Here is a 26,007-nt window from a genome sequence, read left to right as displayed (position 1 = left end):
GCCCTACCTCGCTTCTAGGGGCTGTCTTCAGTTGTGATCAATGGGCTTCAGGATGCTGCTGATCCAGATGGTTGCTGCGCGGAGATGGAGTCCGGCGAGGTAGCTCTCGGGCGTTTTGTCGTAGCGGGTCGCGATGCCTCGCCAGTCCTTCATCCTGTTGATGGCCCGCTCGACCGTGTTGCGGTCGCGGTAGAGATCGGCGTCGTGAGTGACGGGCCTGCCACCCCGGCTGCCCTTCTTCCTGCGGTTGGCGGTTTGGTCCTTCTTCTCCGGAATGGCCGCCTTGATGCGGCGTTTGCACAGGTGGGCGCGGTTGGCGCGGGAGGAGTAGGCCTTATCGCCGGCCGCCGCGGCGGGCCGGGTGCGCGGGCGTCCGACGGGCAGACGGACCCGCACCTTGCTCAGCACCGGGACGAACTGAGGACTGTCGGCCGCCTGTCCGGCGGTCAGAAGGAGCGCCATCGGCCGACATCGCCGGTCGGCGGCCAGGTGGATCTTGCTGGTCAGCCCGCCGCGGGACCGGCCGAGGAGAGCGGCCTTCAGCCGGCCCGCCGCCTGCGGCGGACGCATCGGCGTTCGGCGCCGACCGGATAGCTTTCGCCGTCCTGCCCGTCTTGTTTCTCGGACGCCCCCCTTTTTTTTGCGAGGCCGCCTCCTCCAGCGCGGCCAGGGTCTCCTCTCTGGCCCGCATGCCGGCCGCGTCGTGATGAGCCCGCGTGGTGGTGGAGTCCACGCCGACCAGGGACATGTCGATCTCGTCCCTGCGGGCGGCCTCGGCGATCGCCTCTTCCAGCAGAGCCTCGAAGACACCCGTGTCCCGCCACCGCATGAAGCGGTTGTAGACGGTCTGCCAGGCGCCGAACCGCTCCGGCATCTCCCGCCACTGACTGCGGGTACGGAACCGCCAGATCACCCCCCTCGAACTGCTCACGCAGCCGCTCGGGGTACGGGCCGAACCTGCCGACCGGCAGGAACGGCCCGATGAACTCCCACTCACTGTCGGTCAGTTGCGCACGCGTCACACCACACTCCTACCCGACCGACACCCCGGCCTGGGCTTGATCACAACTAAAGACAGCCCCTAAACCCCTGCACGTCCGCGTGTGGACGTGCAGGGCGTGCGGGGTGGTCCTGGATCGGGACATCAACGCGGCGCTCAACGTCGCCAAGGCCGCCGGACTGGCGGTGTCAGCCTGCGGAGCGCAGGTAAGACCAGGACTCATCCCGGCATCGCGCAGCGAAACAGGAACCCACCCAAAGCCCCCACCCACCCGGCGGGGGCAGGAGGGAATCCCAGGCCTGAAGGACTCCGTTGGCAAAAGGATGAACCACCCGCCGTTGGGATCTCCGGCCTTCGCGAAGGGGCAGGTCGAATGATCTATTTCCGGCTGGTCGGCAGTCCGGGATGTCCTATCCGTTCTTTTCCCAACGGAGTCCTTCAGGCCGGGGAGGATGTCAATCGTCGATCGCCGCGCCGAACCGCGCACGGGTCACGGGTGCCCCGAGGCGTGCCCCGTCGTAGGTCCACGAACCCGTGGCGACGAGGCCCGACGACGACGCCGGAATGACCCATACGAAGCCGTTGCCGGAGTTCTCACCCGGTGCCGCCGCCAGCAGTCCGAAGCGGCCGTCATGGTCGGCGTCGATCAACCGCACCTGGCCGCCCCAGTGGTCCGAGGCCTCCGCCGCGCCCGGAACGCCGGCGGAATTCTGGTCGAAGCTGCGCGCCCCGGTCGCGGTCAGCCCGCCCGGCGCGCCGCGCAGCGTCCACACCGCACCGGCGTCGGGCACGGAACCCACGTCCTCCCCGGGTGCCCCGATCGCGAGATCCGGGCGGCCGTCGCCGTCGGTGTCACCGGAGGACAGCTCGGCACCCCAGAGGTCGCCGGCCTCGGCCGTGCCGGGGACCCCGGGGGAGTCCTGCGTCCACGTCTGTGCCGGGGCCGGATCGAGGCCCGAGAGGTCGCCCTTGCCCAGATGGACGGAGACGGAGCCGCCGAGGGGCGAGCCGGTGCCCGTACTGCCGATCGCCAGGTCGTCCTGGCCGTCGTGGTTGAAGTCGCTGGAGACGACGGCGGGACCGCCGTCGAACGTACCGCCGTCTCCCAGCGCCTCGACGCCGGGTGCGCCGTGCAGTACCCGGGTGGCACCGATGCCGGGCCGGTCGCCCGTGGTCACACCGGAGATCGCCAGGTCGGCCCAGGAATCCTCGTTGTAGTTGCCGTGGCTGAGGCTCCGGAAAGCGAAGCCGGTCTCCAGCGGGCTCAGGTCCCGGGCCCGGACTCCCGTGTCCACCGCCTTCAACTGCCGGGCCGCCGCGGGGGAGTCGGTGAAGAACAGCAGCGTGTCGTTCTCCAGGACGGCGACGCTGTCGCGCGGATCGGCGTCCGGGTTCGCGGGGTCCGGGGCGAAGTACCGGGCCGCTTCGACGGCCAGGCCGAAGTTCGCGCCGGCCCGCGGCCGGCCGGTGTCCTCGAGCCAGGTGCTGTCGGACCCGTGCAGCCCGCTCGGCGAACCCCAGAACACGACGGCCCCGCCCGCGTCGGACAGTCCGGCCAGGTCTTCGCCGGGGATCCCGACGATCGCGTCGTCGTAGCCGTCGTCGTTCAGGTCACCGGATGCCACGGCGCCGCCGAAGCCGTCGCCTGCCTCGGCGGCGCCCGGAACGCCCGAGGTGTTCTGGTGAAGGACGCTCTTCCTGGTGGTGCTCAGTCCGTTCGACGAGCTGTACTGCACGGAGACGTAGCCGGCGCCCTTGGCGCCGCCCACCGTGGCGCCCGGGGCGCCGATCAGCACGTCGTCGTACCCGTTCCCGTCGAAGTCGCAGTTGTGCTGCTGCCAGCCGATGGACGGAAAGGGCACCACGGCCTGTGCCGCGGGTGCCGCGATGATCACACTGCCCCCGAGGGCGAAGAGTGCCGCGGCTGTCAGGGTCGCACGGTCGATGTGACGCACAGGAGTGAACCTCCTTGATTTCCTGGGCTGCGGTGTCCACCGCGTCCGCTGCGAAGCAGGGCGGAGTCCTGTGGGGCTCCCTCGGCGGACGGTGCGGCGAGGGCGACGCTGTCGCGCGCTCACCCAGAAGACGTGCGAGGTTCGCCGAGGGTTGTAGACGGCGCGCGGATCAGCGCGTCGGCGCGGTGGACCTGGCCATGGGCAACCGCGCCGACGTGCTGATCCGCGGCGATGCGCCGGGCCGGTACGAACTCCGGGACAGCGCGGTGCCCCGGCCGTTGATGACGGTCGAGGTCGCGGGGGCGGCCGACGGCTGAGTGCGAGGAGACGGTCGGGGGCCTTGCAGACAAAGCGGCCTGGGCCGGTCCGTGTGGACCGGCCCAGGCCGTGTGCGCCTTCTCAGGCTGTGCGCCGCCGTCCCGTTGGGCGGGAGGCGCGGATCGGCTCGATCACTCGGCGACCTGCAGAACCGGCGCTTCCTTGCTGTCGGCGGGCTTGGCGTCGCCGAAGCCGCGCAGCGGGGTGTGACGGATGAACAGGGCGACGATCAGGCCGACGGCGGAGACGACGGCGCCCCAGGCGAAGACCTTGTCGACACCGTCGGTGACCGCCTGCTGGAACAGGTGCTGGGCGGCCTCCGGGAGGCTGCGCAGCGCCGCCGGGGTCATCTGGGCCACGTGGACGGAGCCCTTGCCGGCGGCCGCCGCGCCGCTGTGGGAGGTCAGCGAGTCGGTGAGCGCCGAGGTGTAGATGGAGCCCAGGAGGGAGACACCGAGGGAGCCGCCCATGTTGCGCAGGAAGGTGGCGGCGCCGGTGGCGGCACCCATGTTGCGCAGCGGAGCGTTGTTCTGGGCGATGAGCATGGTGGTCTGCATGAGGCAGCCCATGCCTGCGCCGAGGACGACCATGTACAGCGAGGTGGTGCCGCGAGAGGTGTCGGTGCCCATGGTGGCGAACAGGGCCAGGCCCGCGGCCATGAGGACGGTGCCGACGATGGGCAGGGCGCGGTAGCGGCCGGTGCGGCTGATGATGGCGCCGCCGCCCATGGACATGGCCATGGAGGCGAGCATCATCGGCAGCAGCAGCAGACCGCTGTTGGTGGCGGAGGAGCCCTGGACGAACTGCTGGAACTGCGGCAGGAAGGTGATACCGCCGAAGAGGGCGAAACCGACGATGAAGCTCAGGGTCCCGGCGAGGGAGAAGTTGCGGTTGTTGAAGACCGACAGCGGCATGATCGGCTCGGCGACGCGGCGCTCGACGAACACGAACGCCACGAAGGCCACCACGGTCAGCACGGCCAGGCCGATGATCATGGCCGAGTCCCAGTCGTACTCGTTGCCGCCCCAGCTGGTGATCAGGACCAGGGCGGTGATCCAGGTGCTGAGCAGGGCCGTACCGATCCAGTCGATGCGGACCTTGCCGGTGCCGCGGGAGAGCTTGGCCAGCGTGAACCAGCACACCGCGAGCGCGGCGACGCCCAGCGGCAGGTTGACGTAGAAGGCCCAGCGCCAGGTGAGGTGGTCGGTTATGTAACCGCCGGCCAGCGGGCCGCCGATCATGGCGGCGGGCATGACGGCCATCAGCACACCCTGGTACTTGCCCCGCTCACGCGCCGGCACGATCTCGGCCATCACCGACATGACGCCCACCATCAGACCGCCGGCACCCAGGCCCTGCAGGGCGCGGAAGCCGATCAGCTCGCCCATGTTCTGCGACATGCCGCACAGCGCCGAGCCGATCAGGAAGATCGAGATCGAGGCGATGAACGTCATCCGGCGGCCGTACAGGTCGCCGAGCTTGCCCCAGATCGGCGTGGCCACGGTCGAGGCCAGGATGTAGCCGGTGGTCACCCACGCGAGGTGGTTGAGGCCGCCCAGATCACCCACGATCGTCGGCAGGGCGGGGGCCACGATCATGTTGTCGAGCATGGCCAGCAGCATGGCGATGACCAGGCCGCTCATTGTCGCCATGATCTCGCGATGGGTGAACCCCGGTGGTTTCTCCTCGGTGGGGATCGCTTCGGCCGACGCCATGGGTGTTGCCTTTCTTCGGGACGCTCTGTGATGCAGGCGGCACGGCAGGTCCGCGTCCGTGCGGCTGGGCCCGAAGAGGAGGCGCAGGGGACAGCACAGGACGAGCGGACATGCGTGTGGAGCGGCAGAGGTCCTATCATGACTCTCTGTCACTTACCTGTCGTCAAGTAACTTACTTGCCGGGCGGTAAGCTGGCAAGCGAGGCCCCGCGACGGCACCCGCCGCCCGCGGCATCACCGCAGAAAGGCACATCACATGGGCGCGGCGCAGCGGCGTGGCAGCGACACCAAGGCCGAAATCCGTGCGGTCGCCCTGGAGCTGTTCACCGAGCAGGGCTACGAGGCCACCTCGCTGCGGGAGATCGCCGAGCGACTGGGTGTGACCAAGGCCGCGCTGTACTACCACTTCCCCAGCAAGGAAGACATCGTCCGCTCGCTGTTCACCGAGCACCTGGCCGCCCTCGACGAGCTCGTCTCCTGGGCCCGCACCCAGCCCCCCGGCCCGGAGCTGCGCGTACAGGTCATCGACCGCATGATCGACATGGCCTCCGAGCAGAAACCGCCCATCATGCGTTTCGCGCTCGCCAACCATCACCTCCTCAGGGATCTGCGCCCCGACCGGGAGAACGTCCTGGAGCGCCTCAACGCCCTCTACGCCAGCCTCACCGGCCCCGACGCCTCCGTCGAGGAAGCACTCCGGATCCGCATGGCCCTGCTCAGCGTCCACTTCGCCTTCCACGCCGCCCAGGACCTCGACGCCACCGACCAGCAGATCACCGACGCCGCCCGCAGCATCGCCTACCTCCTCAACCCGCCCACCGGCACCGGCGACCCCGCCCCCTCCCCGACGACGGCCACCACACACTGACCCCCCTCTGGGGCCGCCCCGGTCGGCGCGCCACGGGCCGGGCGGTCGGCGAGGCCGAGTACGGATACTTCCCGGCCGGGTGCGAGCAGGACGGCGACCTGGGTGCGGAGCACCGCTACCGACAGACAGGGGAGCGGACCACGCATGCCCGGGCGCATCACCGATTTCGGTGAGTACGGCGCCAGGGGAGTCAAGGGCCATCACCTGGCGGTCCGGCAGCTGGACTCCCAGGTGACCTACGGCGCCACGCGTCAGGAGACGGATGCTGCCAGGGTATGAGCGTGGTGTTCTTCGACGATCAAGACATGTGTTCAGCCGTCAATGACGCATCCTCCCCGGAGTGGGCGGTCCGCGCTGCGGCTGGGCGCCGGTTGGCGTTGTCGACCCGGATCGCCGAGGTGGCTGACGTGCTCCTTCGCCTCCTGCTGGACGCTCACGACACAGGGGTGACCGCGGAGACAGCCGAGGCACTCCTTTCCCGCAAGGACATTGCGGGTTTGCGCTGTGTGCTTTTGGCGAGGAGCCAGGCGGAAGAGACCTGGACGGCCGACGAGATTCACGCTGCTCTCTACGGCGACCCGGGCTGGATGCCGACGGAGGGGCCGGGGCGGTTGATCAAGCAGCTCCAGGAGCTGACGATCGACGAGGACGAGGGTGTCCGCGGCGAAGCAGAACGGATGCTTGCGGATCTGCGCCGCGTCGACAGCGAGTAGTTGCAGGTCAGGACCTGGTTCACGGGGTGCTCTCATGCTTGTGGCTGTCCTCGCGCCCGGAGACGATGCGGATCCGGTCAACGGGTCCCGGGGTCCGTCGTTCCTCGGCGGCAGTTTCCTCGCTCTCATGGAGGATGCGGACAGGGACGCGCTTCCGCGGAGTCCGTGATGGCTGGCTCCGGGCCGGTGGGCAGGAGTTCAAGCAGGAGGGCCACAGCCTCCTCGGCGGTCTCGACTTCGCCGATCACGGCGGTCGGACTGCGCCGGCGAACCTTGAACCGTCCGTTGAACAGGGGCTCGATCGATCCGGCCTGCACGGTCCAGGGGTAGCTGGTGGAACTGCTGAAGTGCAAGGCGAAGTGACTGGTGAACGGGCGCAGTCGCCGGAGCCGTGGTTGAGCGGCGGCAGCTTCCAGCAACGGAACGATGCCCGGAAAGGGGCGCTCCGGCGAGCGGATCTGGTGCACTGCATGTATCCACCGCCAGCTGAGTCGGATGGACTGCCAATGGGCCTCGACAACGTCAGCCGGCCCGCGACCGCGTGCTGCAGCCATGTCTGGCAGAACGGGCTTTGGAGGCAGGGGCACCTATTGATCGCACGTTTCGTCATTCGCGTCCACTGTCACAGTGTCGCGGCCGTTGCCGGAAACCGGTGCTCTGATATCGAAGATCATGGCCGGGTGATGTCCGGTCAGGCGAGCCGGACTTGAAGAAGTCGCGCGTCCCGGCGAGGCGGTCGCCCTGCAATCCCAGTGGTTCAGGGACGGTCACTGCGCCGACCTGACTGCCGGACCGGTGCCCCGTCGCCGACCGCTTCAGCGTGCCGTCGGGCCCGTCGGTCCCGTGGGGGATTCCGGGAACTCCTCGATACCGATGACCCGCAACAGCTCCAGCCGCTCGCGGGTCTCGGCGTCCGCCGGGGTGAGGACCAGCAGCTGCTGGCCCTGGTCGGGAGTGACCAGGGTCTCGCAGTCCATCAGCAGACGGCCGACCCGCGGATGCAGCAGGGTCTTGCGGTCGGCCCGCCGGACCGCCACCTCGTGCTCGGCCCAGATCCGGCGGAAGTCGGCGCTCGCGGCCTGCAACCGGCCGACGAGTCCGGCGACCGTGGAGTCGCCGCTCCGGCGGCCGGCGGCCGCACGCAGGTCGGCCACGAGCTGACGCGCGTGGCGTTCTTGTTCCTCGGGCGGGGTGACGGTCCGTGCCGCGGGGTCGGTGAACCAGCGGTACGCGGTGTAGCGGCGGTCGTCGGGGTAGCCGGTGTGGTCGCCCATGAGCAGAAGGGCGGCCCGGTTCTGGGCGAGGACCTCGCCCAGGTCGGACAGGACCAGGGCCGGGGTGTCGCCGAGCAGGTCGAGCATGCGGATCAGGCCGGCCCGGGCCAGGCGGGCGACCGCGTCGGCGGGCGGGGGCCGGTGGCCGGCCAGATGGAAGAGATGGTCGCGCTCGTCGTCGGAGAGGCGCAACGCCCGGGCCAGCGCGCCGAGCAACTGGGCCGAGGGCTGGCTGCTGCGGCCCTGTTCGAGGCGCACGACGTAGTCCACCGACATGCCGGCGAGCGTGGCCACCTCTTCCCGGCGCAGGCCGGCGGTGCGACGGCGGGGGCCCTCGGCGATGCCGACCTCGGCCGGGCGCATCGCCGCGCGGCGGCGGCGCAGGAAGTCGGCGAGCTGGTCACGTTCCATGCCTCCATGGTCCTCGCGGCGGCCCGGCCGATCCAGGGAGCGGCTCTCCCAGGATGAACGCTCCGCTCCCGTACGCCCCGGTACGGGCGCACAGTGGGCGGCGTACCGACAGCGAAGGAGAACACGATGCAGACACGAACTCTGGGCAGCACCGGCCCGGCCGTTTCCGCGCTGGGCCTGGGCGCGATGGGTATGTCGGGTGCTTACGGCGCGGCCGACCGCGGGGAGAGCATCGCCACCGTGCACGCCGCACTGGAGGCCGGCGTCACGCTGATCGACACCGGCGACTTCTACGGGATGGGCCACAACGAGCTGCTGATCGCGGAGGCGCTGCGCGGCCGGGACCGGGACGGCTACCGGCTGAGCGTCAAGTTCGGCGCACTGCGGGGGCCGGGTCCGGGATTCGGCGGGGTGGACGGCCGTCCCGAGGCGGTGAAGAACTTCCTGGCCTATTCGCTGACCCGGCTGGGCACGGACCACATCGACATCTACCGTCCCGCCCGGCTGGACCCCGCGGTGCCGATCGAGGAGACGGTGGGTGCGATCAAGGAGATGATCGATGCCGGGTACGTCCGTCACCTCGGCCTCTCGGAGGTCGACGCGGCCACGATCCGCCGGGCGCATGCCGTGCACCCGGTCGCCGACCTGCAGATCGAGTACTCGCTGATCTCCCGCGCGGTGGAGGCGGACATCCTGCCCGCGCTTCGGGAACTCGGCATCGGGATGACCGCGTACGGCGTCCTGAGCCGCGGCCTGATCTCCGGTCACTGGGCCGCCGGCCACACCGCCGGTCCCGGCGACAGCCGCGGCTTCAGCCCGCGCTTCTCGAGCGGGAACGTGGAGCACAACCTTGCCCTCGTCGAGGCACTGCGCCGGGTGGCCGACGCGAAAGGGTGCACCGTCGCCCAACTGGCCATCGCCTGGGTGGCCGCGCAGGGCGAGGACATCGTGCCGCTGGTCGGCGCTCGCACCCGCGAGCGACTGGCCGAGGCGCTGCCCGCGACGGCGCTGACCCTCACCGCGGACGACCTCGCCGAGATCGAGAAGGCGGTGCCGCCGGGTACGGCGCGCGGCGACCGGTACCCGTCCGCGTTCATGTCCGGCCTCGGCGCCGGCAACTGAGTCTGCCTCTCATGCGCCCACGACGAACCGCCGGTCGTCGTACCAGCCGCCCGGAGCGGTGTCGCCCTGGACGGGGTTCGTTCCGCCCCTGGAGCCGGCAGACTCCCGGACGGTCCCGGACCTGCGGCGCCTGGCGCACATCGACGGGCGAGAACCAGCGGCACGATCAGCCGGGTCCTGACTCCTGTGGACATCGCAGCGTCTCAGTGCCTCAGCGGCCGAGACCGGACAGGCCGTCGCCCAAGACGCTCGCACCCAGGAGGAGCAGCACGATCACCGTGATCACCGTGCTGTTGGCGACCATGAACCGTCTGACACTGTCCAGGAACGACGCGGCACGCCGTCCTCCGGCGAGGTGGACGGCGACGGCGCCGAGCACCGTGCAGGAGGCGATGAGTACGAAGACGGTGACTGCGGCGATGAGGCCGACGTCGTGAGCGCCTGCCTCGGCGATCGACGTGGCGGCCGAAGCCGTCAGGACGAGATTCTTTGGATTCGCGCCCGACAGCAGCGCGCCCAGGAGCAGCGCCCGCCCGGCCGTGGCGTCGTCGAGCGAGGCCATCCAGCCTGGTGGCGCTGCCTGCTCACCGGAGCGCGGGCGCTTCCACCACGTGCGTACTCCCAGCACGACGAAGGCTGTTCCTGCCGCGACCCGTCCCCAGTCCGCGATCGCCGAGGACGTGCTGTCGGGGTCGTCGGCCCCGCCGAAGAGCACCGCGACGAGCGTCGCCGTGATCGCGAGGCCGGTGATCCAGCCAGCCGCGAACAGCAGGCCGTTGCGGCGGCCGTGCGCGCCGGACAGGATCAGCACGATCCCGATCAGGGGGAAGGGACTGAGCGCGATCGCCAGCGCGGCCGGCAGCATGGCCCCCATCGCCTGGCTGAGCACCCGATCCCTCCGGCAGTCACGGCGTGACCAGCTCCTTTAGCTGGCAGTGTCCCGATGCTGCCCCAGCAGGAGGCCATGTGCCTTCGGAACGCGCCGACGTCACCCGTCTGCGGAACGGGCCGCCCCCGACACGAGCGCGATCATCCGTCAGCGGCTGATCGCGAGGCCGGGTCAGAACGAGCAGGGCGGCGCGGGAGGCGGGTGGCGCGGACGGGATCGGTGCGCTGCTCGACGGGTTCGCTGTTGTCGTGCCCGGACTTCACACCCCGCCCGGTCCCGTCCCATGGCCTGACCGGCGTTCCCCGGCCCTCCGTCGCCGCTTCGGGAGACGTTCCCGGCCCTCGGGGCCGAGTTCGGGCGGCACGGTTTCGCCGAGGTCGGTGTTCTCGTGTTCTCGGCCGTTTTCCGGCAGTGCCGTCGTATCCCAAGGCGTGAATGCCTGACGTTCCGGTGGCCAGAAGATGGTGTTCAGCTCAAGTACACGCCGTTTCAAGATCATCTCGCAAGAGTTCCCCCTCGTGCCTACCTCACACTCGCGTACGGGCGTCACCTCTGTGTGCGCCGTCGCCTTTGCGCTTTCAGGACTCCTCGCCACCGGGATACTCGCCGCCCAGCCTGCTGCTGCCGCGGACCCGGCCGGCTATCAGAACGTCCGGATCAACGAAGTCACCTCGTCGGGCAACGACACGGTGGAGCTGTACAACTCCGGCTCGACCGCGGTGAGCATCAGCGGCTGGAAGATGTCCGACGACAGCTTCTCGGCGCAGTCGTTCACCCCCTCCTCCACCACGATCGCGGCCGGCGGCTTCGTCACCTTCAACTCGCCCAAGGGACTGGGTGATTCGGACAAGGTGGTGATCTACACGTCCGGCGGCACGGTGGTCGACCGCGTGGAGTGGGCGACCGACAAGGCGAAGCCGGCGATGGCGCGTTGCGGCGGCGACGGCACCGGAGCGTGGGTGACCGCGGCCTCGGCGGCCACGTTCGGCGCCGCCAACGCCTCGGGCTGCCCGTCGTCGATCCCGGCGGCGAGCCGGGTGCGGATCAACGAGGTCACCTCGAACGGCTCCGACACCGTGGAGCTGTACAACGGCGGTACGAGTGCGGTCAGCGTCGGATCGTGGAAGTACGTCGACGCCGACACCTCCCACTCCGCCGTGACCGTCTCGTCGTCCTCGCCGAGCGCGAGCAGCATCCCCGCGGGCGGCTACGTCACGTTCAACTCCACCATCGGCCTCGGCGACAACGACTCGGTCTTCCTCCTGGACAGCAGCGGCAACACCGTCGACTCGCTGACCTGGGCGACCGGCGCCGCCACGCCGTCGGACGAGCGCTGCGCCAACGGCAGCGGCTGGTTCCAGACCGCCGTGACCGCGACGTTCGGCAGCGCGAACTCCTGCTCGGGCAGCGGCGGCGGTGGCGGTGGTCAGACCGGCCAGTTGCTGGGTGGCGGCGGCTCGCTCACCAGCGGCTGCACGCCCGAGGCGCCTTCCGGCACGGGCTCCACGCCGACCGGCACCACAGCGTGGCCGGGCGGGTTGGACGTCACCATCGCGGACAACGTCTGCGCGTTCACCACGTCCACGGGCCCGGAAGGCCGGGACGTGAGCGGCCTGGCGTTCGACCCGTCGAACCCGTCCGTGCTGTGGGCGGCCAAGAACAAGAACTGGCTGTACAAGCTGGTCAAGAGCAACGGCAAGTGGATCCCGGACGCGTCCTGGAGCTCGACCGGCAAGCAGATCAACTTCACGGGCGGCTCCGGCCAGCCGGACTCCGAGGGCCTGACGGTCGGCGGCAACGGCCACCTCTACGTGACCTCCGAGCGCGACAACAGCAACAACACGGCGCCCAAGGACACGATCATGGAGTTCGACCCGGCCGCGACCGGATCGACGCTCACGCCGGTCCACCAGTGGGACATGACCTCCCAGTTCCCGCAGCTCAACACGGGGAACAAGGACGACGCCAACCTCGGCTTCGAGGGCGTCGGTTACGTGCCGGACAGCTGGCTGACCGCGAACGGCTGGGTCGACCCGCTCACCGGCGCCGCCTACAACCCGGCGAACTACCCGCTGCACGGGTCGGGCCTGTACTTCGCCGGCCTGGAGTGGGACGGCTCGCTGCACGTCTACGGACTGAACTCCGACGGCACGTTCACCACCTTCGGCACGATCGCGACCGGCAAGGCCTCCGTGATGGACGTGACGTACGACGCCGCCACCCAGCGGCTCGTCGCGACCTGCGACAACACCTGCGGTGAGACCCACACCTTCATGAAGGTCAATGCCTCCGGCGCGATCGTGCCGGACGTGACCTACACGAACCCGGCCGTCATGCCGACCGACAACCTGGAGGGCTTCGCGCTCGCACCGGCCTCCACCTGCGTCAGCGGCTTCCGCGAAGCGGTCTGGAGCGACGACGGCATCTACGGCTTCGGCTCCGGGACCTCCTCCTACGGACACGCCCTCTACAGCGGCACCTTCCCCTGCTGATCCCGCCGCCCCGGGAGACGGCCCGCTCACGGGGCCGCCTCCCGGGTGAGGCACCCCCGTAGGACCCGGTGAAGAAGCTCCTGGCGGACGGAGTGGCGACCAAGACCACCCACCGACCGCCAGGAGCTTCTCCGCATCCCGCCGATCGGCTCCGGCCTCGGGCAGTGCTCTGTCAGTGGCACCTGACAGCATGACGGCCATGAATGTCGAACCGTCAGATCGCTCCTGGTTCCGAGCGTTCCACAGGGGCTTCCTGCTCGAGGGATACACCCTGACGCTGGTGCGGGGACTCTCGCCGCGCACCTTCCTCGACCGCCTCGGCGCGGCCCCGCAGGGAGACGTCACCGGCTTCGACGCGTTCGTCGCCCGGGACCGCGACTTCCAGGACGATCAGGAGGAATGGGGTGATCGCATGTTCGTCGGCGCCGCCCTCGTCCGGGGTAGGGACGCCGACTGGGTCCTGGCCTTGGAGATCAACGGTGGCATCGAGATCCAGACCGACTCCATGGAGCGCGTCACCGCCGGCACCCGGGGCGTCTCGCACTTCCGCAGCCCCAACGCCATGAGCCTCTTCTCCTGGTGGGAGGACGGCGAACTGCGCACCCGGTTCGAAGGCCCGCTCCACCGTGACGGCAGTACCCCTGACGAACTCGTCGACCTCATGCGCCACGTGGGGTTCGACATCGAGGGCGGCGGCTGTGATGTCGAGGACTACATCGCACTCGCCGAAGAGCTCACCGGAGTCCAGGTGACCCCGGACATGCTGGAACACAGCGCCTACTCCACCGGCATCGTCGAGATTCCCACGGCCGACTGGACGAGTGTCGTCATCGACGTCACCGACGCCCACGGCACACGCACCTATGTCGAACTTCCTCATCCCACCCACGAACAGCGCACCCACGAACAGCGCTGACGGACACCAGACCTTCGCCGTTCGACGAGCGATTCGAGTTCCGCGGCGGTCTCGGCCCGGTGCGAGGTGATTCCGTACCCCCGGGCGATCGAGCAGATGCCGGTTCCACCAAGGAGGCATCAAATACCAGGCCACTGCGCATACTTGACGGGGCGGGAACATCCCGCGACGGTCTGACGGGGAGCGGCAAGGTGAGTGGTGTCGGCGGGGGGCTGGCCAAGGCCGAAGTGAGGCTCAAGTGGGATCCGAGTCCTTTCGGGGAGCCGCCTCGGCATCTCGACATCATCGCCGCGACCTACTCGGCGGGCGATCCCTACGGGCGGCCGGTGTACGTCGTTCATTACGAGAGCCGGTCGCCGGACGGCACCATCAACATGAGTCGGCACAGCGAGACCGGGATGGGTTTCGGGTTCGTCGAGGCGATGGTGTTCGAGTTCGACCGGATGTCGTCCGTCTACGGTCGGGTGGTGGTGGGCGTGGCCATCCACCAGGACGGTGGGCCTCGTGCGTTCGGCGATATTTCCAACGCCGGGGTGGTCGTTGCCGAGGGTTACCGGCAGTTGCTGGTCGACGACTTCGCAGGAGTCGCCGATGCCACGGCGGCGACGGTCGCCGAGTTCACCAAGGACGCGTCCGGGACGTGGGAGTTCCGCGAGATGGTCCGGGGGTTCGAGAGCGATCCGGTGCCGTTCGCAGCGGAGATGGGCAGCCTCCGGCAGTGACGTCGTCCGGGCGCACTGCCCCGGTCCCCCGGCGCCCCGCATGCCTCGACGGTGTCTCGCGGCAGTTGGTGACCGGCTGACTCGCTGCTCCGGCACCCGAAAGGCTCCAGCACCTCGGAAGTGCGTGCACGGCGAACCGGCGGTGGGCAGGGCTGTCCGCCGCCGGTGGCGGTCAGGCCACTTCCGCCTGTGCCTCGACGTCCTCGATGCCGGAGGGCCGGCCGGCGCGGTTCCAGCGGACGTACAGGCCGGCGGCGATCAGGAGGGTGGCCACCATCGACAGCACTGGCCATCCGCGCAGCAGGTTCACCACGAGGGTGAAGGCCACGGCCGTCGCGGCAAGGCCGTTGATCCAGGCCAGGGCCGGCTTGCCCTCGCGCCGGGCGAAGCGGGCCATGGCGAGCAGGCCCACCAGGAAACTGACGAAGACCGCGACGGCGTAGAAGAGGACCAGTTCCTGTTCCTGGCCGGCCGCCGCGACGACGATGAGCGCGGCGGCGGCCAGGTAGACCACGACCGACCAGTACGGGGTGTGGTGGCGGTTGACCCGTCCCAGCACCGGCGGCAGGACGCCGGGCTGCTCCGGCGTGCCGGACAGGGCTTTGAGCAGTCCGGGGCCGGCCTGGAAGGAGGAGCTGGCGGCCGCGAGCAGGAGCAGCGAGCTGGTCAACTGGAAGGCTCCGTAGAGTCGGCCCGGTCCGGCGGCGGCGTGCGCGATGTCGGCGATCTGGGTGGAGTCGGTGCCGGGAATGCCGATGTGCAACTGCACGGCCAGGGCCGTGAGGGCCAGCGTCAGGCCGCCGACGATCACGACCAGCAGGGCGAGGGTGCCGCGGCCGAAGCGGCGGCGCTGGGTGTCGTCGAGCTGGCCGAGCTGGGCGATCGCGGTCGAGGGCGCCTCGATGCCGGTGGCCAGGGCCATGGCGACCGGGAAGGCCAGCACCACGGCCATTACGGCGGAGTGACCTGGGGTGGTGGATGGGGCGGCGTGGCCGGTGGTGTGCGGCGAGGTGAAGCCCAGGATCAGCACGGTGACGGAGAAGACGACGAAGGCGACGGTCATGACGGCGAACAGCAGACGTCCGCCGTGCCCGAACCAGGTCAGCCCGGCCACTACGACCAGCAGCACCAGGGCCAGCGGGATACGCCAGGCGGCCAGGGCGGGGAGGAGGGCGATGGCTGCGCTGGAGGCGGCTGCGATGGAGATGCCGATGGTCAGGACGAAGTCGACCACCAGGGCACCGATGGGCAGGAACGTCCAGTGCGGCCCGAACGCGCGTGCCGCCGCGGCTGCCGCGCCGCCGCCCTTGGGAAAGCGGCGCACCAGTTGCCAGTAGTTGGCGGTGACCACGACGACCAGCCCGATCACCAGGCTCATTGTCGGCAGGAGTAGGGCGAGGTCGCCGTTCAGGGCGCGCAGGGCCGCCTCGATCGCGTACGCGACGGAGGACACCGGGTCGGCGATCACCGCGAAGGCGAACGCGAAGAAGAGGACGGAACGGCGCGGTGTGCGTCCGGCGGTGGGAATCGCCGTGGTGATGGTGACCCGAGGAGTGGCAGGCACGCGAAGACCTTTCCCGAGGAAGGCGTCGAAGGACCTTCGCCGACCAGACTTCCCGGCACACCAGTGACAACGTTACGTCAGGGAGTCGTCAGCGGGCCATCGATACAGCGTCGAGCACGGGTGAAAGTCGCTGCGGAGGGTTCGTTTCCGGGCGCTGCTCACCGGCTGTTCTGCATCGTCGTCGGTATGCGACGACGCATCCCACGAGAGGCGGCCAGTCGGTGTCTGCGGATCCGGGCGGGTGCGGACGTCGTTGATGTGCTTTTTGAGTGTCGGCGTCGTCCGGACGCCGCTCTCACGCGAGAAGACCGGAAAATCAGGCGGAGAGGAGGGCGGCTATGGCCGACGATCGGACAGAAGGAAGTCGCGGACACGGTCGGCGATGACAGCCCAGTCGTCCCCGAACCAGACGAAGTGGCTGTCCGCCCGGCTCTCGACCAGTTCCGCCCGTTCCAGGGCCGCCTGCAGCTCCAGCGCATGGGCGAAGGACACGGCACCGTCATGACGGGCGGCGATCACCAGACTCGGCTGAGAGACCTCGGCCAGCAGGCGCTTCAGATCCGGACCGGTGCGCAGGTCGGCGAGGTCGTTGAGGAACCCGTGCCCCGACCGCATCCGGGAGAACAGGGTGAGGGCCGTCGCCCGGTGCTCGGGTCGCAGCCCCGCCACCACCTGGCGGACCGGGAGGACGGTGAGGTCACGCAGCAGCAGCCGCAACGCCGCGTCGGGCGTGTGCCGCACGATGGTGTGCACGAGCGCCCACGTCACCGACTCGGTGCGGGACGCGAAAATGACCTGGGCGCCACGATACGTACGGCGGTCGGGCCACGGCAGGGGGCCCACAGCGCTCTGCAGGATCAGCCGCTCGACCAGGTCCGGATGCCGTGCGGCCAGCGCGACCGCGGTGGGCCCGCCGCCCGAAACACCCACTGCCGCCGTGACCCGGGTGATGCCGAGATGCGCGCACAACTCAGCGGTGACGTCGGCGAAGCCGGTCGCCGACCTACCGGTTGTCACGGGGGTACAGCCGTATCCCGGCCGTGACGGCACCAGCACGGAGCAGCCCGCTTCGGTGAACACCTCCTCGCCTAGGGTGAGCCCGGCCCGCATATGTCCGCCGTAAAAGAGCACGACGGTTTCCGGGCCACGGCGATCGAACCTGAACTCCACCGACCCCGGCCGCAACTCCACAATCTGCGTGGGGAGTTCGCCTTCGGGGGTCCGACGGATCCGGAAGGCGCTCACCGCAGCTCCCCGACCCGGACCGCACGGCCGGACCGCTCACTGATCGGTGTGGGAGACCGGCGGCCGTGCCCGGCGGGCGGCGTCCCACCGCGCGGCATCGCGACCCCGGAAAGCAGGATCACCGCCGGGGCCAAGGCGACGCAGCACCACCGGAAGACCATCACGATCCGCTCCCTCGCCGGCCACAAGCCCTGCTCATCGGCCGCAACGCTAGAGCCGCCACAGACCGCCGTCGATGCCGGAACCCGGCAGTCTTCAGCCGGGCACAACGCCGGACGCGCCCCGGTCGTCGCACGCCCGGTCCCAAGCCGGGGCAGCCGTCCGCTGAGCCCGGCGGGGGAGGTCGTAGGGTGCTGCCTTGTGCAGCGGCTTGAGATTTCCGACCTGATCATGTCGGTGGACCCCCGCAGCGGCCGTCGGCTGCCGGTTCGGCGTGCCGAGGTGATACAGCGGCTCCGTGAGAGCGGAGACGAGCGCGCGGCCCGGATCGTCGCCGAACTGCCTACGGACCAGGACGGCGTACTCGATGCGCGGGCCGTGGACCGTCTGCTCGTCAGCGTGCACACCGAGCTCCAGCGACTGAGCGAGGAACTGCGGATCGGCGAACGCCTGGTCCACCTGCTCGGCCCGCTCTTCACCGCGATTCGGTCGACCACCGGGCAGCACGGGCCGTACCGCTTGGTGGACGTCGGCTGCGGGCTCGGTTACCTGGTCCGCCGACTGGCCGCCACCGACGCCCTCGGCGCGGACGTCGAACTGGTCGGCGTCGACCTGGATGCCACGCTGGTCGCAGAAGCGGAGCGCCTCGCCCGGGTCGAGGGGCTCGACTGCCGTTTCGTCCATGGAAATGCCTTCGACCTGCCGGAGGCCGCGACCGTTTTTGTCTCCACCGGCGTCCTGCACCATTTCCGTGGTCCCGCACTGACCGAGTTCTTCCAGGCCCAGGCTGCCTCACCGGCGCATGCCTTCTGCCACTTCGATATCGCCGCAACCCGTCTCGCGCCCATAGGTGCCTGGGTCTTCCACCGTGCCCGGATGCGCAGCCCGCTCGGCCGCCACGACGGCGTCGTCTCAGCGCTGCGCGCCCACAGCGACGAGGCACTCCTGCGCGCCGCTTCGATACCCGGCATCCACGCCATGCTGTACGAGCCGCGTGGTGTGGTGAACCCGTTCTGCGCCACGGTGCGCCCGGTCATCGGGGTGCGCCCGCACCTGGAGGCGTCCTTTCGCCGGGCCCTCGGGCGGGACGCACGCCGTATCGTCGGCCCCGAGCACCTCGCCGAGACCACCCGATGACGCCCGCCGTACCGCTGGTGCTCCTGGGGCTGGTCGACGCGGCGTTCAGCGGCTTTCGCGCCTATGCCGGCAGCGACGCACGCATCCGTAAACAACGTGCCACCGCCCGAGCGGCCCTGCGAGGACTGGCCGTCGGGGCCGCCCTGCTGCTCGCCCCCGCGCTGACCGCCGCCCTCCTGCTGCTGACCACACGCGACCCGGCACGGACCTACGACACCCTGACCGCGGGGGGCTTTGGCTACCTGCTTCCCCTCACCGTCTACGCCGCCGCCGTCCTGCTTCTGCTCGCCGCCTACTTCGTCCTGCCGTTTCGCCCCAGTGGCTTCGCGATCGTCGTCGGTCTCGGTCCGCTGACCCTGCTGCGCCCGCTCGTGGTCGTCGCGGCCTGCCTGGGCGCGGTCCTCAACGGCGGCGGTGGGTCCGCCCTGCTGGTCGGAGTGATCGCCGGCGCCGCGGTGCTGTGCGTCGAACCCGCGGTGCACCGACGCTGGTACCGGGCCCGTGTCCGGGCCGCCACGTCCTGATTCGGCGGCCCGGTGCCGTAGCGGGACAGACAGGGAGGGCAGGGCGTTGTCAGTGCTCTGGTGCATGATCGGGTGCGTCGGTACTTCTACGGGGTGAGGACGCCATGCCGATCACGAACCAGCGGGTAGCGGAGCGGGCGTTTATGCGGCCGTTGTATGCGGACGCGTACTTCCCGGATGACGTCGTCGACAAGGGCAAGGCGATTCTGATGCGCCTGTGCGAGCGGATCGAGGCCGATCGGCCGTCGGACCTGGCCGGACTGTATGCGCTCACCCAGGCCGCGACGGAGGAGTTCAACCTGTTGGAGGCGGAGTTCGAGGCGGCCGGGAGCGAGATCGAGACGGTCGCGCGCGAGGAGATCGCCGAGGACTTCTGGTTCATCGCGTCGTCCTACGGATTCACGGACGCGGACGTGGAGGAACTGATCGCCACCCGGGACTGGTGAGCACCGGAAGGCTGTCTGCCGGTCACGGTCACCCGGTCGAGGACCGCGTCCGGTGACCAGCACGGTCGTCGCCTCGTGGCGGACGCCGAACCGAGCACTCTCCTTTGGCCCTCGGACCACTCTTCAGCCGGTGGCGGAGGACTGCGAAGGCTGAGAGGGATCGGTGAGCGGCTGTACGCGGAGCACGCTCCAGTCGACCTCGGGGGTGCGTACGGCTGCCCGCTCGACCCCGGCCTCGCGGCTCAGCAGGGTGCGGGCCATTTCCCCGACGGCCCAGGTAGGGGTGTTCGCGGCGAGGACCCGGCCCTCGCTGGTGATCACCACCGACTCGCCGCCCAGATGCTTGAGCGGGGGGACGACGATCTGCTCGAACGCCGTCATCGGGATGTCGGCGCCGACGACGCCGACGAACTCGCCGTGCACCGTCAGCGGGCGGGTGAACGTCAGGATGTAGAGCCCGGCGCAGTGCAGATCGACGTACGGTCCCATGACCGTGCCGTGGCCTTCGTCGCGGGGGATCACGAACCACGGCTTGAAGGTGTAGTCGTAGAAACTCTCGGTCCGTGGATCGAGGTTCAGCCGCAGCGGCCGGGGGGACCGCTCACCGGCCCGGTGCTGCCACCATTCGAGGTGGTAGGCGGCGTCGGCGAGCGCGTCGGGCGCCATGACGACACCCGCTCCGTTGAACCGCTCGCCCTGCTCGCGCAACAGGGCCTGGATCGCGGGCCGCAGAGCGGCGATGTCGCTCGTCCCCGGATTCCTGCCCTTCCCGACGGTCGCGCTCAGCCGGGCTCGTGCCGCGGCCTCCAGGACGGCCAGCGCCGAGAAGACGGACTCCACCGCGGCCTGGACGGACTCACTGCACCGGACGATGCCGGTCGGCGGGGTGCTGGTCATCACTGCGCTCCGTCAAGGAAGGCGGCGCGGGTTGCGCCACCGGGTCAGGCGTCGGGCGGTCGTCGGTCGCGCCCCGGGTGAGGCGCCGGTCGGCCTCTCGGTCAGGCGTCGGTCAGACGTAGGTGTGTGCGTACCAGATGTCGGGCGCCGGCGACCGTGTGTTCCTCGGCGAGGCGGCGGGCCTCCGCCGCGTCACCGGCCGCGACGGCCACCAGGATCTCGTGATGCTGGTCGGCGAAGGACGAGGCGTCGGGGTCGTCGCCCCCCGGCAGCCACAGGAGCGGCCCCAGCTCCGCCTGGAGCCGGACCTCCAGCCGCGTGAGCCGGACGGACTGCGCGGCGACGGCGATCTCGATGTGGAAGCGGGCGTCGGCCTTGCGCCGTTCGGCGGGGGACTCGGCCCTGCGCAGGGCGGTGACCAGCCGGTCCAGGCTCCTGGCCAGGTCGGAGGGGGCGCGCTCGGCGGCGAAGCGGGCCGCGGCGCCCGAGACGGCGAGCTGCTCGTCGCCGAGATCACGCAGCTCCGAGATGCCGAGTTCCCTCAGACGCGCCTGATGGATCCTGGCCAGGCCCTCTTCCGGGCTGCGGATGAAACTTCCGCCGTTGCGTCCGCGCCGGGTCTGCACCAGGCCCTGTTCGCGCAGGATCGCCAGGGCCTCGCGGACGGTGCCGTTGGCGACGCCGAGCTGACAGGCCAGATCGCTCTCGCTCGGGAGCTGCTCCCCGTCGGACATCAGCCCGATGGTGACCGCTTCGGCGATCCGGCGGACCACCATGTCCGCCCGCCCGGAATCACTGAGGGGCGCGAAGGCGGCGCTCATCACCGGCGAGCGGCCGTCCAGTGCTGCCACGGCCCCTCCTCGAAGGTCGCGCGTCCATGACCAGAGATCGTTCCCAGGCTATCAGTCAAACCGTTGTCCTTTGAACTTCAATGTAGTAGCTTTCGCGCACTCGAGACGCCGGACACCTGCCGGCCCTCACCCGCTCCATCTCGCGTTCCTGTTCCGCCGACATCCGATACAGCAGCGTGTTTTCCTCCAAGGAGCCCGTCGATGACCGACGCCACGCAGTCCCCACCCGCCCCCGCAGACACCGGCTCGGACACCCCCGCCGACGCCGACGCCCAGCGCCTCGCCGCTCTCGGCTACCAGTCGGAGTTCAAGCGGGACATGAGCCTGTGGGCGAACTTCTCGCTGGGGTTCACCTACCTCTCGCCGGTCGTCGGCGTGTACACCCTGTTCGCGGCCTCCCTGATGGCCGGCGGTCCGCCGATGTTCTGGGCGTTCGTGATCGCGGGCGTCGGGCAGCTGCTGGTGGCCCTGGTCTTCAGTGAGGTCGTCGCCGAGTTCCCGGTGGCCGGCGGGGTCTACCCGTGGGCCCGGCGGCTGTGGGGCCGCAAGTGGGGGTGGATGACCGGCTGGATCTACCTCCTCGCGCTGCTCTCCACCATCTCGGCGGTCGCCTACGGCGCCGGCCCCTATGTGGCCGCGGTCTTCGGGTTCACCTCCAGCACCACGACCACGATCCTCTGTGCGCTCGCACTCCTCGCGCTCGCGACGGTCATCAACTTCGGCGGCACCAAGGTGCTCTCCACCGTCGCCGTGTTCGGGTTCGTGGCCGAGATCGTCGGCGCCGTCGTGGTGGGCGCCTGGCTGCTGATCGCCAACCGTCACCAGGGGCTGGGCGTCCTGTTCGACAGTTACGGCTCCCAGGGCAGCCACTCGTACCTCTACGCCTTCGCGGCGGCCTCGCTCATCGGCGTCTTCCAGTACTACGGCTTCGAGGCCTGCGGCGACGTGGCCGAGGAGGTGCCCAACCCCGGACGGCGCATCCCGGCGTCCATGCGGCGCACCATCTACATCGGCGGAGCCGCCGCGCTGGCGGTGTGCCTCGCCCTCATCCTCTCCGTCAGCGACTTCGGCGCCGTCATATCGGGCAAGGACGCCGACCCGGTGACCACGGTGCTCACCGACGCGTTCGGCACCGGCGGTGCCCGCGCCGTCCTGGTCATCGTCCTGCTCTCCTTCATCTCCTGCGCGATGAGCCTGCAGGCCGCCGCCAGCCGGCTGACCTACTCCTTCGCCCGTGACCGGATGATCGTCGGCAGCCGGGTCCTGGCGGCCTTCTCCGAGCGGCTGCGCGTGCCCCCGTACGCCCTGCTGCTCGCGGCGGTCGTCCCCGGGCTGATCATCGTGGGCTCCGCGTACTCCGCCGACGCCCTGGTGAAGATCATCTCGTTCTCCACCCTCGGCATCTACGTGGCCTTCCAGATGGTCGTCCTCGCCTCCCTGCGGGCGCGGCTGCGCGGCTGGCGGCCGTCCGGCGAGTACCGGCTGGAGCGCTGGGGATACCCGGTCACGATCGGCGCCCTCGGCTACGGCGTCGTCTCGCTGGTCAACATCTGCTGGCCGCGTACACCCGGGACGCCCTGGTACGACAACTACATCGTGCTGGTCAGCGGTGTCGTAGTGGTGGGCGTGGGGGCTCTCTACATGGCGGTCGCCAAGCCGCACGAGCGCGGGGACGCCCCTGCGGGAGACGCGCTGGCGGCCCCGGCAGGGGACGCGGCGGCCGCTGCCGAAGCCGCGGAGGCCCCCTCCGACCAGGAGCCGTCCTCGCCCGCAGCCGCCGACTCGGCACCCGACGCGGACTCCGCTGCCGACCCCGACCCCGCTGCCGCCTCCGACCTCGACTCGACCCCCGACTCCGACGCAGCCGAAGCCTCCGCCCCCGAGGCTCCCGAATCCGCCCAGGCTTCCGACTTCGACCCCGACCCGGCCCAGGCCTCCGCCCCCGAATCCGGCTCCGACTCGACCGAAACCCCCGCCTCCGACTCCGATTCCGCCCCCGCATCCGCCTGAGATCGTCCGAGTCCTCCGTCCGGGGCCGTCGGTGGCACTGCCACCGACGGCCCTCCGTCGTAGACTGGCAAACATATTTACCTCTACTTTTAAAGGTCATGGGTGGTGAGCGCGATGGGCGTACCGCTCGCCTGGCTGGTACGGCATCAGGATCTGCGTCTGCGGGTGCTGGCGGGCCACGGTGACCTGGACCGGGAAGTGGTCTGGGCGCACAGCATCGAACTCGCCGACCCGGCGCCCTGGCTGAACGGCGGAGAGCTGGTGCTCACCACCGGACTCCGGCTGGCCGAGACCGCAGCCGGCTGCGAGGAGTACGTCGGCCGCCTGGCGAAAGCCGGGGTGGCCGCCGTGGGCTTCGGAGTCGGTCTGTCGCACGAGCAGGTGCCCCCGGCGCTCGTCGAGGCCGCCGAGCGGGCCGGGCTGCCGCTCCTCGAGGTGCCGCTGCCCACACCGTTCGTGGCCGTCACCAAGGCGGTCATGGAGCGTCTGGCCGAGCAGCAGTACGAAGGCGTCGTCCAGGCGTCACGTCTTCAGCCGCGGATGACCCGGGCCGCGCTGCACGGCGGGGCCCAGGCGGTGGTGCGGGAGCTGGCCGCCTCCACGGGCACCTCCGTCGTCCTCATGGACCACGAGAACAAGGTGCGCGCGTCCCATCCGCCGGGCGCCGGGGTGCCCGAGGCCGCCGCGCTCGCCGGTCTGCGGGCATCGGAGCGGGCGGCGGCCGCGGTGAGTACGGGCCGGGACGGTGTGGTGGCCGTGCAGCAGGTCCGCGTGGGACCGCGCGCCCACGGCCGCCTGATCCTGACCGCCGACCGGACCCTCACACCCGTCGACCATCTCCTCCTCGGCCACGCGGCGTCGCTGGTCGCCCTGGAGGCGGAGAAACCCCTGCGGCTGCGCGACGAACAGAACCGGGTCAACGCACTGTTCCTGCGGATGCTGCTGGACGGCGGCGTCGCGGCCCCCGCCGCCCTGGACCATCTCACCGAGGCCGGGTTCCCCGTCCGCGAGGGCCTCCGCGTCCTCGTGCTGCGCGGCAGCAGTCCGCGCCGGATCCTGGAGGCCGTGGGAAACGAGCTGACCGAACGGGGTCTTCCGCTGTTCGGTCGGGGGCACGCCGGCTGCGCCGCGGTGCTGCTGCCCGCCGGTCATGCGGTCACGGCGCAGACGGTGACGGACGGCGCGCGGGCCCGGCTGAGGTCACGGGTGTGGGCGGGCCTGAGCGCCGCGCACGATCTGTCCGACGTGCCCGCGGCCCTGACCGAGGCACTGAACTCCTCCTCGGCCGCCGAGACCCGCGGCGAGTCCGGCGTGGTGCCCTTCGAGTCGCTGGCCGGCCGGCTGCTGGCCGCCGTACCGGAGACGCGAAGGATCCTCGCGACGCTGGCCGAGACGCAGCTCGCCCCGCTCGCCGCGTACGACGCCGGACACGGCACCGACCTGCTCGTCTCGCTGCGTACCTTTCTGGAACACAACGGCCAGTGGGCCCCGGCCTCGGCGGCGCTCGGCGTGCACCGGCACACCCTGAGCGCCCGCATGGAGCGGGTGCGCGGCCTGCTCGGGACGGACCTCGACTCGGCCCATGTGCGCGCCGAACTCCTGCTGGCGCTGTCCGTCTGGCAGGAGCCCGGCGGCAGCGGCCGAATCGGCTGACGCAGGGACAGAACCGGCTGAGAGCCCGAGCGCAGTACGGAGAAGGTCGAGCAAGCACGGTGGTCCCGTGGAGCCATGAACCCCGCCACCGCGTGGGCGGACTCCGGCGGCACCGGAGTCCGCCCGCACACTTCGTCTCCGCCGTCGGCCGGGACAAAGTGGCACCATGGCGCACATGTTGAACTACGACCTCGCCGTTCCCGACGAAGACGACGCCGGTGTCCTGTCCGCGCTGGTGGCCGAGGGGGACGAGCTCGACGTCCTGGTCAGGGCAGTGGACGACTGGTCCTTACCGACACCGGCACCGGGCTGGACGGTCGCCCACCAGATAGCCCACCTCGCGTGGGCGGACGCGAACGCACTCAGCGCCTTACGCACCCCGGCCGCGTTCGGCGCCGAACTCGGGCGGGCGGAAGCCGAAGGCAGCGGGTACGCGGACAAGGCCGCCGCCGCGGGAGCGGCCAGACCGCGGGAGGTGCTTCTGGACGAATGGCGGGCCGGTCGGGCGGAACTGGCGGCGGCACTGCGCGACACACCATGGGACCACGCGTTCCCCTGGTACATGTCGGAGGTGACCCCGGCCCTGATGGCACCCCTTCGTCTGATGGAGACCTGGGCACACGGGCAGGACGTCTTCGATGCCGTGGGCGTGACACGCCGCCCGACGGATCGACTGCGGCACGTGGCGTCGCTGGGGGTGTTGGGACGGGCGCTGTCCTTCGCCGCCGTCGGACTGCCCGAGCCGGCGGACCCCTTCCGCGTCGAGCTGACAGCACCTGACGGACGGACCTGGGTGTGGGGCCCCGAGGCTGCCGCGCAACGGGTGCAGGGCGGCGCCCTCGACTTCTGCCTGTGTGTCACCCGGCGTCGCCCCTGGTCCGAGACCGACATGACGGCGACCGGCGAGGACGCCCGGAAGTGGCTGGAGGTGGCGCGCGTCTTCCTCTGAAAGCGTGTCGGGGCGCCCGGGTCGTGCGAGACGCGTGACGGTTGCGATCCGCGCTCCGGACACGGCGGCAGTCCCGATCACGTGGTGTGTGCCGGTCCGACGACTCCGAGACCGTCAGCGGCCCGTGATCGGCGTGACCAGCCGGCGTCCGACCGGCTCTGAGGCACGGTCGGACGGC

General features: G+C 70.4%; 23 protein-coding genes and 1 pseudogene. 14 read left to right on the top strand and 10 right to left on the bottom strand.

The window, feature by feature from the left end:
- Positions 1–27: 27 nt before the first annotated feature.
- Positions 28–1,022: pseudogene (locus ACH4S8_RS04910) on the bottom strand (IS5 family transposase).
- A 67-nt stretch (positions 1,023–1,089) separates the two neighbouring features.
- Between ACH4S8_RS04910 and ACH4S8_RS04905 the strand changes: the two are divergent.
- A complete protein-coding gene (locus ACH4S8_RS04905; RefSeq protein ID WP_398391733.1) occupies positions 1,090–1,377 on the top strand; it encodes a zinc ribbon domain-containing protein in 288 nt (95 codons plus the stop codon).
- 78 nt (positions 1,378–1,455) lie between these two features.
- Here ACH4S8_RS04905 and ACH4S8_RS04900 read toward each other — a convergent pair whose 3' ends face one another.
- Positions 1,456–2,955 (bottom strand): esterase, encoded by a 1,500-nt coding sequence (locus tag ACH4S8_RS04900; protein ID WP_398390977.1) that lies wholly within the window; start codon positions 2,953–2,955, stop codon positions 1,456–1,458.
- A gap of 14 nt (positions 2,956–2,969) precedes the next feature.
- Here ACH4S8_RS04900 and ACH4S8_RS04895 point away from each other — a divergent pair, with 14 nt between their 5' ends.
- Complete coding sequence (locus tag ACH4S8_RS04895) at positions 2,970–3,272, top strand: hypothetical protein (protein ID WP_398390975.1); 303 nt, start codon at positions 2,970–2,972, stop codon at positions 3,270–3,272.
- A 132-nt stretch (positions 3,273–3,404) separates the two neighbouring features.
- Here ACH4S8_RS04895 and ACH4S8_RS04890 read toward each other — a convergent pair whose 3' ends face one another.
- Complete coding sequence (locus ACH4S8_RS04890) at positions 3,405–4,988, bottom strand: MDR family MFS transporter (protein WP_398390973.1); 1,584 nt, start codon at positions 4,986–4,988, stop codon at positions 3,405–3,407.
- Positions 4,989–5,243: 255 nt separating this feature from the next.
- Here ACH4S8_RS04890 and ACH4S8_RS04885 point away from each other — a divergent pair, with 255 nt between their 5' ends.
- The gene (locus tag ACH4S8_RS04885) at positions 5,244–5,855 is read left to right on the top strand and encodes a TetR/AcrR family transcriptional regulator (RefSeq protein WP_398390971.1); all 612 of its coding nucleotides are present in this window, start codon (positions 5,244–5,246) and stop codon (positions 5,853–5,855) included.
- A 275-nt stretch (positions 5,856–6,130) separates the two neighbouring features.
- Positions 6,131–6,568: a hypothetical protein gene (locus ACH4S8_RS04880; protein ID WP_398390969.1), complete on the top strand. Its 438-nt coding sequence runs from the start codon at positions 6,131–6,133 to the stop codon at positions 6,566–6,568.
- Positions 6,569–6,693: 125 nt separating this feature from the next.
- On the opposite strand, the gene ACH4S8_RS04875 is transcribed toward ACH4S8_RS04880, so the two are convergent.
- Complete coding sequence (locus ACH4S8_RS04875) at positions 6,694–7,122, bottom strand: DUF6193 family natural product biosynthesis protein (protein ID WP_398390968.1); 429 nt, start codon at positions 7,120–7,122, stop codon at positions 6,694–6,696.
- A 261-nt stretch (positions 7,123–7,383) separates the two neighbouring features.
- Positions 7,384–8,253, bottom strand: a complete 870-nt coding sequence (locus tag ACH4S8_RS04870; protein WP_398390966.1) for a helix-turn-helix transcriptional regulator — start codon at positions 8,251–8,253, stop codon at positions 7,384–7,386.
- A gap of 126 nt (positions 8,254–8,379) precedes the next feature.
- Here ACH4S8_RS04870 and ACH4S8_RS04865 point away from each other — a divergent pair, with 126 nt between their 5' ends.
- The gene (locus tag ACH4S8_RS04865) at positions 8,380–9,375 is read left to right on the top strand and encodes an aldo/keto reductase (protein WP_398390965.1); all 996 of its coding nucleotides are present in this window, start codon (positions 8,380–8,382) and stop codon (positions 9,373–9,375) included.
- 211 nt (positions 9,376–9,586) lie between these two features.
- On the opposite strand, the gene ACH4S8_RS04860 is transcribed toward ACH4S8_RS04865, so the two are convergent.
- Entirely contained in the window at positions 9,587–10,264 is a 678-nt protein-coding gene (locus ACH4S8_RS04860; protein ID WP_398390964.1) for a GAP family protein, read from the bottom strand.
- A gap of 518 nt (positions 10,265–10,782) precedes the next feature.
- Here ACH4S8_RS04860 and ACH4S8_RS04855 point away from each other — a divergent pair.
- From ACH4S8_RS04855 to ACH4S8_RS04845, 3 genes are all read left to right on the top strand, one after another.
- Positions 10,783–12,756: a lamin tail domain-containing protein gene (locus ACH4S8_RS04855; protein ID WP_398390962.1), complete on the top strand. Its 1,974-nt coding sequence runs from the start codon at positions 10,783–10,785 to the stop codon at positions 12,754–12,756.
- 199 nt (positions 12,757–12,955) lie between these two features.
- Positions 12,956–13,672 (top strand): DUF6461 domain-containing protein, encoded by a 717-nt coding sequence (locus ACH4S8_RS04850; RefSeq protein WP_398390960.1) that lies wholly within the window; start codon positions 12,956–12,958, stop codon positions 13,670–13,672.
- Between the two features lie 191 nt (positions 13,673–13,863).
- On the top strand, positions 13,864–14,394 hold the full coding sequence (locus tag ACH4S8_RS04845) for a TerD family protein (protein WP_398390958.1): 531 nt from the start codon (positions 13,864–13,866) through the stop codon (positions 14,392–14,394).
- A 172-nt stretch (positions 14,395–14,566) separates the two neighbouring features.
- On the opposite strand, the gene ACH4S8_RS04840 is transcribed toward ACH4S8_RS04845, so the two are convergent.
- Entirely contained in the window at positions 14,567–15,958 is a 1,392-nt protein-coding gene (locus tag ACH4S8_RS04840) for an amino acid permease (RefSeq protein ID WP_398390956.1), read from the bottom strand.
- Between the two features lie 336 nt (positions 15,959–16,294).
- On the bottom strand, positions 16,295–17,089 hold the full coding sequence (locus ACH4S8_RS04835) for an alpha/beta fold hydrolase (RefSeq protein WP_398390954.1): 795 nt from the start codon (positions 17,087–17,089) through the stop codon (positions 16,295–16,297).
- 474 nt (positions 17,090–17,563) lie between these two features.
- On the opposite strand from ACH4S8_RS04835, the gene ACH4S8_RS04830 reads away from it, so the two are divergent.
- From ACH4S8_RS04830 to ACH4S8_RS04820, 3 genes are all read left to right on the top strand, one after another.
- Positions 17,564–18,499 (top strand): class I SAM-dependent methyltransferase, encoded by a 936-nt coding sequence (locus tag ACH4S8_RS04830; protein ID WP_398390952.1) that lies wholly within the window; start codon positions 17,564–17,566, stop codon positions 18,497–18,499.
- The gene (locus ACH4S8_RS04825) at positions 18,496–19,023 is read left to right on the top strand and encodes a hypothetical protein (protein ID WP_398390950.1); all 528 of its coding nucleotides are present in this window, start codon (positions 18,496–18,498) and stop codon (positions 19,021–19,023) included. The genes ACH4S8_RS04830 and ACH4S8_RS04825 overlap by 4 nt, the downstream gene beginning before the upstream one ends.
- A 104-nt stretch (positions 19,024–19,127) precedes the next feature.
- The gene (locus tag ACH4S8_RS04820) at positions 19,128–19,469 is read left to right on the top strand and encodes a DUF5713 family protein (protein ID WP_398390948.1); all 342 of its coding nucleotides are present in this window, start codon (positions 19,128–19,130) and stop codon (positions 19,467–19,469) included.
- 123 nt (positions 19,470–19,592) lie between these two features.
- Here ACH4S8_RS04820 and ACH4S8_RS04815 read toward each other — a convergent pair whose 3' ends face one another.
- The gene (locus tag ACH4S8_RS04815; protein WP_398390946.1) at positions 19,593–20,366 is read right to left on the bottom strand and encodes a cache domain-containing protein; all 774 of its coding nucleotides are present in this window, start codon (positions 20,364–20,366) and stop codon (positions 19,593–19,595) included.
- Positions 20,367–20,467: 101 nt separating this feature from the next.
- Entirely contained in the window at positions 20,468–21,217 is a 750-nt protein-coding gene (locus ACH4S8_RS04810) for a FadR/GntR family transcriptional regulator (RefSeq protein ID WP_398390944.1), read from the bottom strand.
- A 201-nt stretch (positions 21,218–21,418) separates the two neighbouring features.
- Between ACH4S8_RS04810 and ACH4S8_RS04805 the strand changes: the two genes are divergently transcribed.
- The 3 genes from ACH4S8_RS04805 (at position 21,419) to ACH4S8_RS04795 (ending at position 25,829) form a co-directional block, all read left to right on the top strand.
- Positions 21,419–23,227, top strand: a complete 1,809-nt coding sequence (locus ACH4S8_RS04805) for an APC family permease (RefSeq protein WP_398390942.1) — start codon at positions 21,419–21,421, stop codon at positions 23,225–23,227.
- Positions 23,228–23,341: 114 nt separating this feature from the next.
- Positions 23,342–24,880 (top strand): PucR family transcriptional regulator, encoded by a 1,539-nt coding sequence (locus ACH4S8_RS04800; RefSeq protein ID WP_398391732.1) that lies wholly within the window; start codon positions 23,342–23,344, stop codon positions 24,878–24,880.
- Between the two features lie 166 nt (positions 24,881–25,046).
- Positions 25,047–25,829 carry a TIGR03084 family metal-binding protein gene (locus ACH4S8_RS04795; protein WP_398390941.1) on the top strand — a complete coding sequence of 261 codons (783 nt, stop codon included), beginning with the start codon at positions 25,047–25,049 and terminating at the stop codon, positions 25,827–25,829.
- Positions 25,830–26,007: the final 178 nt, after the last annotated feature.

Origin of the sequence: Streptomyces sp. NPDC021080 (assembly GCF_044333225.1) — a bacterium.
Lineage (GTDB): Bacteria > Actinomycetota > Actinomycetes > Streptomycetales > Streptomycetaceae > Streptomyces.
This window is presented reverse-complemented; position numbering and strand designations above follow the sequence as displayed.

Excerpts from the sequence above, each read along its gene's own strand:
- ACH4S8_RS04890 (WP_398390973.1), bottom strand. The coding sequence starts at position 4,988 with ATGGCGTCGGCCGAAGCGATCCCCACCGAGGAGAAACCACCGGGGTTC.
- ACH4S8_RS04885 (WP_398390971.1), top strand. The coding sequence starts at position 5,244 with ATGGGCGCGGCGCAGCGGCGTGGCAGCGACACCAAGGCCGAAATCCGT.
- ACH4S8_RS04880 (WP_398390969.1), top strand. The coding sequence starts at position 6,131 with ATGAGCGTGGTGTTCTTCGACGATCAAGACATGTGTTCAGCCGTCAAT.
- ACH4S8_RS04875 (WP_398390968.1), bottom strand. The coding sequence starts at position 7,122 with ATGGCTGCAGCACGCGGTCGCGGGCCGGCTGACGTTGTCGAGGCCCAT.
- ACH4S8_RS04870 (WP_398390966.1), bottom strand. The coding sequence starts at position 8,253 with ATGGAACGTGACCAGCTCGCCGACTTCCTGCGCCGCCGCCGCGCGGCG.
- ACH4S8_RS04865 (WP_398390965.1), top strand. The coding sequence starts at position 8,380 with ATGCAGACACGAACTCTGGGCAGCACCGGCCCGGCCGTTTCCGCGCTG.
- ACH4S8_RS04850 (WP_398390960.1), top strand. The coding sequence starts at position 12,956 with ATGAATGTCGAACCGTCAGATCGCTCCTGGTTCCGAGCGTTCCACAGG.
- ACH4S8_RS04825 (WP_398390950.1), top strand. The coding sequence starts at position 18,496 with ATGACGCCCGCCGTACCGCTGGTGCTCCTGGGGCTGGTCGACGCGGCG.
- ACH4S8_RS04820 (WP_398390948.1), top strand. The coding sequence starts at position 19,128 with ATGCCGATCACGAACCAGCGGGTAGCGGAGCGGGCGTTTATGCGGCCG.
- ACH4S8_RS04815 (WP_398390946.1), bottom strand. The coding sequence starts at position 20,366 with ATGACCAGCACCCCGCCGACCGGCATCGTCCGGTGCAGTGAGTCCGTC.
- ACH4S8_RS04805 (WP_398390942.1), top strand. The coding sequence starts at position 21,419 with ATGACCGACGCCACGCAGTCCCCACCCGCCCCCGCAGACACCGGCTCG.
- ACH4S8_RS04800 (WP_398391732.1), top strand. The coding sequence starts at position 23,342 with ATGGGCGTACCGCTCGCCTGGCTGGTACGGCATCAGGATCTGCGTCTG.
- ACH4S8_RS04795 (WP_398390941.1), top strand. The coding sequence starts at position 25,047 with ATGGCGCACATGTTGAACTACGACCTCGCCGTTCCCGACGAAGACGAC.